General features: G+C 65.2%; 15 protein-coding genes. 5 read left to right on the top strand and 10 right to left on the bottom strand.

Translation table 11 applies throughout. The features are described from left to right. Positions 1-35: 35 nt before the first annotated feature. The 4 genes from AASM09_RS01370 to AASM09_RS01355 form a co-directional block, all read right to left on the bottom strand. Positions 36-1,688 (bottom strand): M28 family metallopeptidase, encoded by a 1,653-nt coding sequence (locus tag AASM09_RS01370; RefSeq protein ID WP_049431486.1) that lies wholly within the window; start codon positions 1,686-1,688, stop codon positions 36-38. A 105-nt stretch (positions 1,689-1,793) separates the two neighbouring features. Next, positions 1,794-2,726, bottom strand: a complete 933-nt coding sequence (locus AASM09_RS01365; RefSeq protein ID WP_049431484.1) for an MBL fold metallo-hydrolase — start codon at positions 2,724-2,726, stop codon at positions 1,794-1,796. Between the two features lie 168 nt (positions 2,727-2,894). Then, positions 2,895-3,191, bottom strand: coding sequence for a hypothetical protein (locus AASM09_RS01360; RefSeq protein ID WP_049431481.1), 297 nt, complete (start codon positions 3,189-3,191; stop codon positions 2,895-2,897). Positions 3,192-3,325: 134 nt separating this feature from the next. Further along, positions 3,326-4,621, bottom strand: a complete 1,296-nt coding sequence (locus tag AASM09_RS01355; RefSeq protein ID WP_049431477.1) for a tryptophan--tRNA ligase — start codon at positions 4,619-4,621, stop codon at positions 3,326-3,328. Positions 4,622-4,729: 108 nt separating this feature from the next. On the opposite strand from AASM09_RS01355, the gene AASM09_RS01350 reads away from it, so the two are divergent. Beyond that, complete coding sequence (locus AASM09_RS01350; RefSeq protein ID WP_049431474.1) at positions 4,730-5,530, top strand: hypothetical protein; 801 nt, start codon at positions 4,730-4,732, stop codon at positions 5,528-5,530. A gap of 73 nt (positions 5,531-5,603) precedes the next feature. On the opposite strand, the gene AASM09_RS01345 is transcribed toward AASM09_RS01350, so the two are convergent. From AASM09_RS01345 to AASM09_RS01330, 4 genes are all read right to left on the bottom strand, one after another. Continuing rightward, positions 5,604-5,825 (bottom strand): CsbD family protein, encoded by a 222-nt coding sequence (locus tag AASM09_RS01345; RefSeq protein ID WP_004137109.1) that lies wholly within the window; start codon positions 5,823-5,825, stop codon positions 5,604-5,606. A gap of 204 nt (positions 5,826-6,029) precedes the next feature. Next, positions 6,030-6,167 (bottom strand): entericidin A/B family lipoprotein, encoded by a 138-nt coding sequence (locus AASM09_RS01340; protein WP_005407710.1) that lies wholly within the window; start codon positions 6,165-6,167, stop codon positions 6,030-6,032. A gap of 160 nt (positions 6,168-6,327) precedes the next feature. Further along, the gene (gene rocF, locus AASM09_RS01335; RefSeq protein ID WP_049431469.1) at positions 6,328-7,248 is read right to left on the bottom strand and encodes an arginase; all 921 of its coding nucleotides are present in this window, start codon (positions 7,246-7,248) and stop codon (positions 6,328-6,330) included. Between the two features lie 134 nt (positions 7,249-7,382). Further along, positions 7,383-8,147 (bottom strand): DUF3011 domain-containing protein, encoded by a 765-nt coding sequence (locus tag AASM09_RS01330; RefSeq protein ID WP_049431466.1) that lies wholly within the window; start codon positions 8,145-8,147, stop codon positions 7,383-7,385. Between the two features lie 583 nt (positions 8,148-8,730). On the opposite strand from AASM09_RS01330, the gene AASM09_RS01325 reads away from it, so the two are divergent. Next, entirely contained in the window at positions 8,731-9,138 is a 408-nt protein-coding gene (locus AASM09_RS01325) for a hypothetical protein (protein WP_049431464.1), read from the top strand. Between the two features lie 80 nt (positions 9,139-9,218). Beyond that, positions 9,219-9,527 (top strand): hypothetical protein, encoded by a 309-nt coding sequence (locus AASM09_RS01320; protein ID WP_238378671.1) that lies wholly within the window; start codon positions 9,219-9,221, stop codon positions 9,525-9,527. Between the two features lie 80 nt (positions 9,528-9,607). On the opposite strand, the gene AASM09_RS01315 is transcribed toward AASM09_RS01320, so the two are convergent. Together AASM09_RS01315 and AASM09_RS01310 are read right to left on the bottom strand one after the other, a co-directional pair. Continuing rightward, the gene (locus AASM09_RS01315; RefSeq protein WP_049431463.1) at positions 9,608-9,910 is read right to left on the bottom strand and encodes an addiction module antidote protein; all 303 of its coding nucleotides are present in this window, start codon (positions 9,908-9,910) and stop codon (positions 9,608-9,610) included. Positions 9,911-9,968: 58 nt separating this feature from the next. Then, positions 9,969-10,256: a type II toxin-antitoxin system RelE/ParE family toxin gene (locus tag AASM09_RS01310; protein ID WP_049431461.1), complete on the bottom strand. Its 288-nt coding sequence runs from the start codon at positions 10,254-10,256 to the stop codon at positions 9,969-9,971. A gap of 233 nt (positions 10,257-10,489) precedes the next feature. Here AASM09_RS01310 and AASM09_RS01305 point away from each other — a divergent pair, with 233 nt between their 5' ends. After that, positions 10,490-11,089: a hypothetical protein gene (locus AASM09_RS01305; protein WP_152906602.1), complete on the top strand. Its 600-nt coding sequence runs from the start codon at positions 10,490-10,492 to the stop codon at positions 11,087-11,089. 27 nt (positions 11,090-11,116) lie between these two features. Further along, positions 11,117-11,716 carry a hypothetical protein gene (locus tag AASM09_RS01300; RefSeq protein ID WP_152906601.1) on the top strand — a complete coding sequence of 200 codons (600 nt, stop codon included), beginning with the start codon at positions 11,117-11,119 and terminating at the stop codon, positions 11,714-11,716. Positions 11,717-11,794: the final 78 nt, after the last annotated feature.

The raw sequence follows: 11,794 nt of genomic DNA, 5'->3' as shown, positions 1-11,794 counted from the left end.
GACTCTACACACGCACACCGTCGTCCGCCGGCCCATCAACGGCGGGCGGATTCGCTCTTGTCACGCGCGCCGCGGAACTCTGATTCCTTTTCCCACGTCGGCCAGCGGCGGCTGTTGGCCAGCTCGGCGCCCAGGTCGTAGACCAGCAGGGTGTCGGCGGCATGGCCGCTGGGGTCCCAGCTCGGGGTCCAGGCATCGCAGGCCTGGTGGTAGCAGTCGGCGAAGTACTTCTCGCGCAGCGCGCGGCCGGCTTCAACCCCACCGTCCAGCTTGTCCAGGCCCGGGCCGATGGTGATCGCCGGCACGCCCAGGCGGGCGAAGGCGAAGTGGTCGGCGCGGTAGAAGAAGCCGGCTTCCAGGTTCGGGTCCGGGCTGTAGCTGCGGCCACGGGCCTTGGCCACGCGTTCCAGGTCGCCTTCCAGCGACACCCGGCCCTTGCCCCACGACGCGATGTCACGGGTCGGGCCATCCGGGCTGAACATCTCGATGTTCAGCACCGCCGCCGTCTTGTCCAGCGGCGCCAGCGGGTGCGCGGCGTAATAACTGGCACCCAGCAGACCCTTCTCTTCAGCGGTCAGCGCCACGAAGTACAGCGTGCGCTGGGGCTGCGGGCCGGCGGCGAACACGCGGCCCAGTTCCAGCACCGTGGCCACGCCGGTGGCATTGTCGATCGCGCCACGCCGGATGCGGTCACCCTTGGCGTCGGGCTGCCCGATGCCGAAGGCATCCCAGTGTGCGGAGAAGATCACCGCCTCGTCGCCATGCGCGCCACCGGGCAGCTTGGCCACCACGTTGCGGGTCACCACCTGTTCGCGCTTCAACGCGAAGTCCACGCTCAGCTTGGCGTTGTCCAGCGCCACCGGGCGAAAGTCGGCGCGCATCGCCTTGCGCTTCTCGGCATCGAAATCGAGGCCGGCGTCGGCGAAGATCGCCTCGGCCAGTTCGCGCTGCATCCAGCCGCGCAGCGGCGTGTGCTGGGCCATTGCGTCGGCCTGGCTGCGCTCGATGTCGAACAGCGGCGAAGTGCCCGAGCTCTTCACCGTGGCCCAGCCATAGGCGGCTGGTGCAGTCTCGTGCACGATCAGCACGCCCTCGGCGCCACGGCGTGCGGCTTCCTCGAACTTGTAGGTCCAACGGCCGTAGTAGGTCACCGCCTTGCCGTCGAACGCGCCCGGTGCATCAGCCTCGAAATCGGCGTCGTTGATCAGCACCACGGCGATCTTGCCGTGCAGGTCCACGTCCTTGTAATCGTTCCAGTGGCGTTCCGGTGCGTCGATGCCATAGCCGACGAACACCAGCGGCGCATCCTTGATCTGCACGCGCTTGCGCGGCTGCAGGCTCTGCAGGGTCACGTCCACACCGTTAGCCAGCGCGCGCTTGCCCTGCTTCAGCGACAGGCTGGCCTTGGCAGCGCCATCCAGCTGGGCACGCACCAGCGGCACCGGCTGCACCCAGCTGCCGTCCACGCCACCCGGCTGCAGGCCGTAGCTGCGGAACTGCTCGATCAGGTACTGCACGGTGCGCTCCTCGCCCTCGGTGGCCGGCGCGCGGCCCTCGAATCCGTCCGACGCCAGTACACGCACGTGGCGCGACAGTGCCTGCGGATCGATGCCACCACCCGGCAGGTCATTGGCCGCATGGGCCAGGCCACCGACGAAAAGGCAGGACGACAGCAGCAACACGCGCATCGGATTCACGGCAGTACCACGGCAGGCTCGGAAGTCACCAGAGTGTAACGTGGTCGTGACATCGCGGCGCAGCCTGGGCTCAAGTCATCCACGCATGGCGTGGGTCTACCTGCTGATGCGGTCCAGCCAGCAGGCCAGGCCCTGCGCGTTGAGTTCGATGTCCATCGCCAGAACAGCGATCACCGCCGCATCGTCCAGCGCACAGCCATGCAGCTGTGCACGTTCCAGGTACAGCGCCTGCAGCGCGGCCAGCAGGCAGCGGTGGCGGTCCGGGCGGCCATCGCACTGGCGGCCGATGGTGGCCATTGCATCGATCTGCTCGAACAGGTCGTCGGCCAGCTTCTGCACCTGCTCCACGCGGCCGTAGTGGGTCAGGTACATCGCCTGCGGTGCGTAATCGAGCATGCGCTGGATCGAGGTCTTCATCGCCTCCGGGTCGAACTGCACCGGCGACGAGGTGGGGAAGATGAAAGCACCCTGCGCGCTGTCCAGCTCGCGATAGGAAATACCGAACGTATCGCCGGTGAACCAGCTGCGGCTGCGCGCATCCCATACGCAGTAGTGATGCAGTGCGTGACCGGGTGTATGCAGGAGCACCAGCTCGCGGCCGGCCAGATCGATGCGGTGCCCGTCTTCGGCCACCACCACACGGTGTTCGGGAATGGCCTCGATACGACCATAGCTGCGCGCGATCTCTTCGGCGCCGTACACCGCCGTGGCGCCGGCAATCAGCCGGGTCGGGTCGATCATGTGCGGTGCACCACGCGGGTGCAGCACCGCCTTCGCGTTGGGCAGCTGCTGCATCAGCAGACCGGCGCCGCCAGCATGGTCCAGGTGCACGTGGGTCAGCAGCAGCCAGTCCACCGCTTCCACGCCCAGGCCGGCGTTGGCCAGCGCCTGCAACATCGCAGGTACCGACAGGCCGGTGCCGCAATCGACGAAGGCCGCGCGGCCGTTTTCAACAATCAGGTAGGCCGCATCGAAGTCCGCGCGCTGGAAGCCGGTATCGATGGTGTGGATGCTGGGGTCGGCGGTCATCGGCACGCACCTGGCAGGATCGGGAACAGACGCCCATGGTAGGCGCGCGGGCGGCCCGGGTTCGATGCGGCTTTGGTCGGAGGGGCGCCATTCTGTAGAGCCGAGCATGGGCTCGGCTCTACAGAGGGCACGCGAAGTCGAGCATGGCTCGACTCCACAGAGGCAGGGTTACCGGTCCAGCCAGCGCGGCCGCAGCAACAGAGCCAGCACCAGCACCGCCAGGAATGCGCCGTAGGCGTAGAGCACCGCCAGCACCTGCGGCCAGATCGGGCCGGCGCCGGGCTGCACCACGCCGATGCGGTGCCCCCACAGCATCGAGACGATGCTCAGCGCGAATGCCAGCAGCAGGGTGGTGCCATCGAACAGGCGCCGGCGCGCAGTACGCGGCTGGCGCGGGAACAGCCAGTACAGGCTGCCCAGCAGCAGGAACCAGGGCAGGAACAGCAGCAGCGACAACCAGGCCATCGCAGACTCCATGTCATCGCGCCGGAGGCGCGTGGGCATCATGCCATGGGTGCAATGCCCTGTAGAGCCGAGCCGATGCTCGGCTGCTTTTCCGCCAAGCCGAGCGTGGGCTCGGCTCTACAAGGGCGAGCAGGTCAGGCCGCTTCGCGCAGCGCCGCCAGCGCGGCCAGCACCGCATCCACCTCGGCCTCCAGCTTGAACAGCTCGCTCTGCAGCTGGTCGCCCTGCTCGGCCTGCTTGATCACCGCGATCAGCTGGCCGGCGTCACGTGGCGAATCGAAGCCTTCGCTCTGGATCAGCAGCGTGCCGTCGCCGGCGGTCAGCTTGAAGTAGAAGCGGCCATTCTGTTCGCGGTACTGCTTGAACAGCGGCGGTGCCACGCGGGCCACGCGGGCGTCCTCGCTGGCGATGTCGCCCGCGGTGGACAGGTCGCGCAGGCCCACCGCATGGCGCAGCTCGTCCAGCAGCGGTGCCGCCAGCTGCTCGCGCAGCTGCTGGCCACGGCGCTTGAGCAGCGCTTCGATCTTTTCCGGCTCGGCCATCAGCGCGTTGTAGCGCTCGCGCAGCGGCGACAGTTCGCTGTCGATGCGTTCGAACAACTGCTGCTTGGCATCACCCCAGCTGATGCCGGCGGCAAAGGCCTTGGCGAACTCGGCGGTCTGTTCCGGGGTGGCGAAGGCCTGGTACATCTGGAACAGGGCCGAGCCTTCGGTGTCCTTCGGCTCGCCCGGTGCACGCGAGTCGGTCAGGATCGAGAACACCAGCTTCTTCAGCTCCTCGCGCGGCACGAACAGCGGAATGGTGTTGTGGTAGCTCTTGCTCATCTTGCGGCCATCCAGGCCGGCCAGCGTCGCCACCTGCTCGTCGATCACCACGTCCGGCAGCGGGAAATACTCCTTGCCGTACACGTGATTGAAGCGCTGGGCGAAGTCGCGCGCCATCTCGATGTGCTGGATCTGGTCGCGGCCCACCGGCACCTGGTTGGCCTTGAAGATCAGGATGTCGGCGGCCATCAGCACCGGGTACATGAACAGGCCGGCGCTGACGCCTGCATCTTCATCCACGCCTTCCTCGCGGTTCTTGTCCACCGCCGCCTTGTAGGCGTGCGCGCGGTTGAGGATGCCCTTGCTGGCGATGGCGGTCAGGAACCACATCAGCTCGGTGGTCTCGCGGATGTCGCTCTGGCGGTAGAACCACACGTGTTCCGGGTCCAGGCCGCAGGCCAGCCAGCTGGCCGCGATCTCCAGGGTCGCGCGCTGGGTGCGCTGCGGGTCCTGGGATTTGATCAGGCTGTGCAGGTCGGCCAGGAAGAAGAAACTCTCGATCCCCGGGGCGCGGCTGGCCGCGATGGCCGGACGGATGGCGCCAACGTAGTTGCCCAGGTGGGGCGTGCCGGAGGGGGTGATGCCGGTAAGGACTCGGGTCGTCATGACTGCGTGGGGAAACCTTCGATGAACGGGGCCAGTTTACCGTGCCAACGGTCAACCCCGTCAGGGCCTGCGGCGCGTTCATTCACCCAACCCCGCTGGAGACGCCCGATGAAACGCCTGCTGCCCCTGCTGCTGATCCTGCCCCTGGCCGGTTTCCGTCCGGCCCCGCCCCCGCCGCCAATGTATGAAGGTGGCCCGGTGCGCATGGCCCTGGTCGACCGCGACCGTGGCACCGAATTGCGCAGCTACCCCGCCGAAGGCCAGCGCTGGGTGGCCGGCGAGCGCGGCCACCGCTACGCCGTGCGCCTGTACAACGACAGCCCGCGCCGGGTGCTGGTGGTGCTGTCGGTAGACGGCATCAACGCCATCTCCGGCGAGGATGCCGATCCTTCGCAGACCGGCTACGTGCTCAACCCCGGCCAGCGCGCCGACATCACCGGCTGGCGCAAGAGCCAGGACGAAGTGGCGCAGTTCGTGTTCAGCAGCCCCAGCGGCAGTTATGCCAGCCGCACCGGCCGCCCGGACAACATCGGCGTGGTCGGCGTTGCGGTGTTCGAGGAGGCGCGCCGCTGGCGTCCGGAGCCGATCCTGCGCCGTGGCGTGCCGCTGCCGGCGCCGGCCGCGCAGGCTGAGGCTGCCGCCGATGCCAGTGCCAGCCGCATCGAGGGCTATGCCAGCAAGTCGCAGGCCCCTGCGTTGGGGACCGGCCACGGCGCACGCGAACAGTCCTCGGTACGCGATACCGACTTCGAGCGCGCCAGCCGCAGTCCGGCCCAGGTGCTGCAGCTGCGCTACGACAGCGCCCGCAACCTGCGTGCGCGCGGCATCCTGGTCGATGCACCCTCGCGCCTGCCGCGCGAACCGCAGGCCTTCCCGAACCGCTACGTGCCCGACCCGCCGGCACGCTGATCCTCGCGCCCAGACAACACAACGCCCGCAACCTCTCGGTGCGGGCGTTGTGTTGTGGGGGAAACCGTCGCGCTTACTTGTAGTCCGGGTAGTCCTTGCTCACGCTGTCCTGGAACTCACGCACTTCCTTCTCGGCGCGGTCCTTGGCCCAGCCATAACGTTCCTGCAGGCGACCGGCCAGGTACTCGGCATTGCCCTCGGCCACATCGAAATCGTCGTTGGTCAGATCGCCCCACTTGGCCTGGGCCTTGCCCTTCAGCTGCGACCACTTGCCGGAAATGATGTCTTTGTTCATTGCTGGGAATCCTTGGCTGCAACGGCGTTCTTACCGTGGCTCCAGCATCGCGCAGCGGCTGTTGAGTGCTGGTCAACCGGCAATGAAATGGATGCTCACCTGCTTGAATGGTTCACTACGCTTCGACACGTGCGCTGGAGAAAACGCGCAACAGAAAAGGCCGGGGAGATCCCCGGCCTTTTTTCTTTCCGTTCCACTTCAGGCTCAACGGCCCTTGGCGGCATCCTCAACCTTTTCGCCAGCCTTCTGCACGTCCTTGCCGGCACCGGCAACGGTGTTGCAACCGGCCAGCAGGGCCACCGAGAACATCGACAACAGCATCAGGGCAACTACGCGCTTCATGGGCTTCTCCTTGGGTTCGCCGCTATACCGCTTTATTCGCGGATGGGGTTCGGTCGCTCGGCGGAAGGAGCCAATGCCACTGCCGCCGCGTGAAGTGCAATCTGGCGGCAGGGGCGTGGAGCGGGTGTGAACGGATCACAGATCCGTTCAGGCGGAGAGCTCAGTCACGCATCAGGGTGGACTTGCCGAACAGGCTTTCGACCAGGTCCACGGCCAGTTCGGCGGTGGCGTTCTGCTTGTCCAGCAAGGGGTTGAGCTCGACGATGTCCAGCGAACCCATGCGCCCGGTGTCGGCGATCATCTCCATCACCAGCTGCGCCTCGCGGTAGTTCACCCCACCCGGCACCGTGGTGCCCACGCCCGGGGCGATGCTCGGGTCGAGGAAGTCCACATCGAAGCTGACATGCAGGTGGGTGTTTTCGTCGATGCCGGCCAGCGCCGCTTCCACCGCTCGCTTCATGCCGTTCTCGTCGATGTAGCGCATGTCATAGACATCCACCTTGTGGGTCTTGATCAGGCGCTTTTCTTCCGGGTCCACCGAGCGGATGCCGATCTGGTGCATCTGCGCCGGGGTGATCGCCGGCGCGCTGCCACCCAGGCGGGTCAGCGCATCCGGGCCGAGACCACACAGGCAGGCCACCGGCATGCCGTGGATGTTGCCCGACGGGGTCACGTCGCTGGTGTTGAAGTCCGAATGCGCATCCAGCCACAGCACGCGCAGGGTCTTGCCCTGCTCGCGGCACCAGCGCGCCACGGCAGTGATCGAACCGATGCCCAGGCAGTGGTCGCCACCGAGCATGATGGGCATGCGGCCGGCCTGCAGTTCGGCGTAGCTGGCTTCCATCAGCGCGTGGTTCCACGCCACCACTTCATCCAGGTGGCGATAGCCTTCCACCGGCGCGGTCCACGGGTTGCGCGGGCCATCCAGGTTGCCCAGGTCGCGCACGTCCACGCCACGCGCTTCCAGCGCCTCCGGCAGGCCCGCCACGCGCAGCGCTTCCGGCCCCAGCCGAGCACCGCGATGGCCGGCACCCACGTCGGTGGGTACGCCAATCAACGATACGGAAATGGGATGGGCCATGGGTGCCTCCTGCGGGGGAAAAAGAAGCACAGTCTAGCCAGAGCTGTGTGACACCACTCGCGGCGGTGCAGCAGGGCAGGCGACCGCACTGCCCTCCGTGATGCTCCCCTTCAGCAGCGCTGCTCGTACTGCCGTCAGCGTCGGCGCAGTGGCGTCACGCTCTGCACCTGGCCGTTGTTGCGCATCATGCACAGGAAGCGGCCATCCGGATAATCGATGATCAGTTCCTGGTAATCGCTGCCCACCGGCATCTGGGTGACCAGCGTGCCCTGCGCGCCCTTGCTCATATTGCAGGAACCCAGCGCGGTATCGCCCGGCGCCGCGCTGTTGGCCGCCTTGGACACATTGCGGAAGACCGCACGGCAGCCACCATTCACCCACACCGAATGCCGCGACAGGCCCCAGTTCTGGCCTTGTTCGCAGCGGGTGTGGCTGAGCTGGCGCACGATTTCCACGTTGCCACGGGTATTCAGATCGCACGATACCTGCTGCTGGCCGGTGGATTCGCAGGTGACTTCGCGCGGTAGCGCGGCGTCCCCGGCAGCGCCATCGCGAGGGCGCGCGCTGTTTGCGGCGGGCGCGGGCGCACCACTGCTACTGACCTGGCAGATGCCATTGGCGCCGCCCCGGCCGGTGTAGCTGACCTGCGGCGAGCCGTCATCGTTGCGGCTGATCGACAGGGTGATGCCGCTGTTGGCATCGCGTGCTTCGAAATAGCGGTCGTTGAAGCGCTTCAACGCCGTCTCGCGGCCCTGCACGTAGACCGGCCCGCCCTCATCGGCGTGCACATCGATGCCGCCCGGGCAGCTGGCGTTGAAGAACGGCACGGCGGCCATGGCCGGGACTGCGAACGCGGTGGACAACAGTGCGACGGTGAGCGGCAGGGCGTGGCGACGCATGGGCGGGTCCTGAAAGGTATGTGCCCGAAGTATGCGGTGAGAAGTCGGGAGCGGTGTGTGAGGAGAATCAATATCCGGGTGCGCGTTCTGGGGGTTGTGTTTGCTATGGTGGCCGTGGCGCTCTACCTGGGCTGTTAAGCCAGCTTCACTTGGTAGGCCTTGCCAGGCCTCGCAACCGCGCTGAGACCTACCGATCTCCAGCGGATGATGGCACTGCGCGATATGTCGGTTTCGGCATCGCAGCGGCGGGAACAGGCCAATCGCGATAATTCATTTTTCCTTTCAGATCACCCGATGCCATCGAAACAATCGACTGGCAGACGGGGGTTTGGCGTGCGCATGATGAATCGCCACCTGCAGAGGTGGCCGGGTCTTCCAAGCCCGTTTGATTGAAGCTGTATACGCTTGCCAGCCGGCGTCGTCCTCCCAGGAGCGGCGCCGGCTGGCAATCCGTTCGCCGGTCTACGGCGGGCGGTGCGTGGGGGCCCTGTGCCCGCCGGCTCATCGATCTCCGGTCTTGGAAGCCACGCATCGCCCGCCACCCTATCGTGGCGGCGCCTCTGTGCCTGACGAGGATGCCCGCATGTCCAAGACGCTCTACCCCTATCTGACCGCCACGCTGGGCGACGCCGCCCTGCATCTGCCGCTCGAACTGGCGCAGCCGTTGGAAGCCGCCTTTGCCGCCGCCAACGATGCGCCCGCGCCGATCAACCTGCCCGTCTGCCTGCGCCGCATCCAGGCCGGAGATGCCGCCGACGGACAGCCGTGGCAGGGGCCATCCAGCACGCCCGGCCACGCCGTGGCCGCCGCACGCAGGGATCGCGCCGCCGTGGGCCTGGTGTCGCTGCTGGAGCTGTACCACGCCAATGAGCGCGTGCGCGTGGATGGGGAAGAGAAGGACGATATCGGCGACGGCGTGCGCGAAGGGCTGATGCTGGCCTGCCGGGGACTGGCGGAGTATGTGGCGTTGCAGGTGCAGGGGGCTCAATAATGCAGAACAGTGGGATTCCCAACGCACAGGTTCAACGCATCGCCACCCCGGCTATCGAATCAGGCGGAACCGCTGCTGGCATGAGCACACCCTATCCAAACCTGAAACCTGTTCTCGTTGAGCTGCGGCTGGACGAAGTGGATTCGCGCGGCGGCGCTGCTGCCGAGATGATCGCCGCCACCGCGCGCCCCATCGCGCTTTCGATAAGCCCTGAACTCATGTGGTACAGCTTCGTGCTGAATGATCGCGCCATCACCCGCATCGCGCCGGGCACGCGGGCACGCGGGCACACTGCACGATCTCATTCGTCAACCATGACGGTGCGAAAGAGGTATTCCGCTGTGGCACGGTGGCCGCCTTCGGAGACGGATCGTCGACAAGAGGGTTGATCCGCATCATCCGGTTTGATTGAACCTGTCCGCGCCAGACTTTCTGAGATCGCCGAGCTTGAGCGAAATGCCCTGATGCTTTACACAGCGCTGGCATGCAATCGCACACCCAGGGCCCGGGTTACCTTCAGGATGGTGGCGAAATCGGGGCTGCGCTCGCCCGACAGTGCGCGGTACAGACTCTCGCGCGACAAACCCGCCGCACGCGCAACCTTGCTCATCCCCTGAGCGCGGGCGATATCGCCGAGCGCCTTGGCGATGAAGGCAGAATCGCCGTCGCTTTCTTCGATGCAGGCGTCGAGATAAGCCGCCATTTCCTCCGGCGTCCGAAGATGCTCGGCCACATCAAATGATTTGAGTTCGACTTTTCTCTTGATGGCCATGATGGGACAGCTCCGGTACTTCGGTATTGAGTCGTTTCGTCGACAGCCAGTTCCACGCTCACAGGGCACGCGCAATCTCCCTGGCCTTCTCGATATCGCGCCGCTGCGAACCCTTGTCGCCTCCAACCAGGAGAATCACCAACTGCCTGCCGCGCTGGGTGTAGTAAACGCGGTAACCCGGTCCTGCATCGATACGCAATTCAGAAACGCCATCCGCCAGATAGCGGTGATCACCGGGATGGCCTTCAGCGAGCCGACCGATACGGGCCAGGATGCGAGCGCGTGCGGTTACGTCCTTGAGAGCGTCAATCCATGTCGCGAACTGACGGGTACGCTGGATCTTCATGGAGGACTGTAGCCTACTGGCTACAGTCTTTCAACTATCGGGAATGCACGCATGGAGCTGTGCTCGGCCTCCCGTCTGGCACTCCCTCCCTCGCAGCCGACGCCCCGTCTTTTCAGATTGGAAAGTGGAATCGGGTGCGCTTTCAGCAGCTCATTGTTCACTCGTACCCGATCCGCGCTCACAAAATGCTGTGCTAGATTCAAGAGTGTGACATTGGCGCGCGAGATGCTTTCATGAATGCATGGGTCGAGAAATGCGCTTCTTCATCAGAACGTGGACTTCGGCGCCACCTCTGGATAGCAGTGCGTCGTCGCCTCGCGATCGCTGTTCCGGCGCTTGTGCTGGCAGCATGTACGAGCGCCGCGCCGCCGCCCCCATCAGATCATCTGAATCAAAAACGGCCCGTCGAATCAGGGAGTGAAACTGGTATGGAGCGGTTCAAGAACGATATCGAGCGTTTGACCAAGTTGCGTTTTGATGATGTCGACGCATTGAATGAACAGCTCCACACGCACCTGGGAGAGCCAACTCGACAAGGCTTGAGGGACGAGCGGACCGCAGAACGCGGCATGCTGGGCGGACTTGGTATCCAGAACATCACGCTGAGAAGTCCTGCCGACGATCCTACGCACGCGACATTGATCTTTGAGGTCGCACCACCGAGCATCGCGCTCGAGGAAATCATCTGGGAGGAATCCGCCATGTATCCACCCCACCCGGATGCGCCTGATTCCCGCCCTTACTGGTCTGCTCAGGTGAACAGTGCCAAGGTTGTACTCGGGCTCTCCCTTGACCACAAGACGCTGACCTACGTATCGATCAGTCAGCGCTGATCCCTGTCATTGCGAAAGAGCCGCACCATGGAGCGTACTGAAGAATCTGCACTGTCACAGCCGCAGGAGAGTGGCCGACCAGGGGCAACACGTCGTCCGGCTTCGCCTTTGGTTGATCCCTCGCTGGCACCGCTTCTGACCAAATCCCCAACACTTCGAGCGGGTCTTGCACAGGCTGATCACGACAACCTGGGTGTCGAATGGGGGCCAGCCGGTGGCGGCACCTATCTTGTTCCCGGTGTGAAGATCGTCATTGACGAGAACGCCATCGGGCAGGGCCCCAGAATCGCACGTTCTCTTTCTCATGAAGTTGGGCATCATCTCTTCACCGAGCAACCAGATCGGACGTCCAAGCAATCCTATGTAAACACCCTGCTACGCGGAGAAGCCGCTGCGACGCTCAGTAATGTCCAGGTCCAGCGTGAACTCATTGCGGCCGGTGAACCGGACATTGGCGTGTCGGGTACGGGTAATCGACCGCAACAGTATGGAGTCATTGCCGTTGAACTCCAGGCCGGGCGGATCAATCGAAACCAGGCGCTTGGACAGATCGCTGAGGTGTTCAAAACGGAGGCTCCTTCTGTGGGTCCTCATGCGACATACGAGCTTTACTATGGCGCGCACTAGGATCAGCACATAGCACCCACGCAGCGTCGACGTAGGCCCGAGCCAGAATTTGACGCCGAGCGCACTTCGGCTGGCGAG

The sequence above is a fragment of the Stenotrophomonas maltophilia genome (assembly GCF_039555535.1).
GTDB classification, from domain to species: Bacteria; Pseudomonadota; Gammaproteobacteria; order Xanthomonadales; family Xanthomonadaceae; genus Stenotrophomonas; species Stenotrophomonas maltophilia_Q.
Note: the sequence above shows the minus strand (reverse complement) of the source record. Positions and strands in the feature narration are given on the sequence as shown.

Coding starts and splice junctions, on each gene's coding strand:
- rocF (WP_049431469.1), bottom strand. CDS start 7,248: ATGGCCCATCCCATTTCCGTATCGTTGATTGGCGTACCCACCGACGTG.
- AASM09_RS01325 (WP_049431464.1), top strand. CDS start 8,731: ATGTCCAAGACGCTCTACCCCTATCTGACCGCCACGCTGGGCGACGCC.
- AASM09_RS01345 (WP_004137109.1), bottom strand. CDS start 5,825: ATGAACAAAGACATCATTTCCGGCAAGTGGTCGCAGCTGAAGGGCAAG.
- AASM09_RS01305 (WP_152906602.1), top strand. CDS start 10,490: ATGAATGCATGGGTCGAGAAATGCGCTTCTTCATCAGAACGTGGACTT.
- AASM09_RS01365 (WP_049431484.1), bottom strand. CDS start 2,726: ATGACCGCCGACCCCAGCATCCACACCATCGATACCGGCTTCCAGCGC.
- AASM09_RS01300 (WP_152906601.1), top strand. CDS start 11,117: ATGGAGCGTACTGAAGAATCTGCACTGTCACAGCCGCAGGAGAGTGGC.
- AASM09_RS01370 (WP_049431486.1), bottom strand. CDS start 1,688: ATGCGCGTGTTGCTGCTGTCGTCCTGCCTTTTCGTCGGTGGCCTGGCC.
- AASM09_RS01355 (WP_049431477.1), bottom strand. CDS start 4,621: ATGACGACCCGAGTCCTTACCGGCATCACCCCCTCCGGCACGCCCCAC.
- AASM09_RS01310 (WP_049431461.1), bottom strand. CDS start 10,256: ATGAAGATCCAGCGTACCCGTCAGTTCGCGACATGGATTGACGCTCTC.
- AASM09_RS01360 (WP_049431481.1), bottom strand. CDS start 3,191: ATGGCCTGGTTGTCGCTGCTGCTGTTCCTGCCCTGGTTCCTGCTGCTG.
- AASM09_RS01350 (WP_049431474.1), top strand. CDS start 4,730: ATGAAACGCCTGCTGCCCCTGCTGCTGATCCTGCCCCTGGCCGGTTTC.
- AASM09_RS01320 (WP_238378671.1), top strand. CDS start 9,219: ATGAGCACACCCTATCCAAACCTGAAACCTGTTCTCGTTGAGCTGCGG.
- AASM09_RS01330 (WP_049431466.1), bottom strand. CDS start 8,147: ATGCGTCGCCACGCCCTGCCGCTCACCGTCGCACTGTTGTCCACCGCG.
- AASM09_RS01340 (WP_005407710.1), bottom strand. CDS start 6,167: ATGAAGCGCGTAGTTGCCCTGATGCTGTTGTCGATGTTCTCGGTGGCC.
- AASM09_RS01315 (WP_049431463.1), bottom strand. CDS start 9,910: ATGGCCATCAAGAGAAAAGTCGAACTCAAATCATTTGATGTGGCCGAG.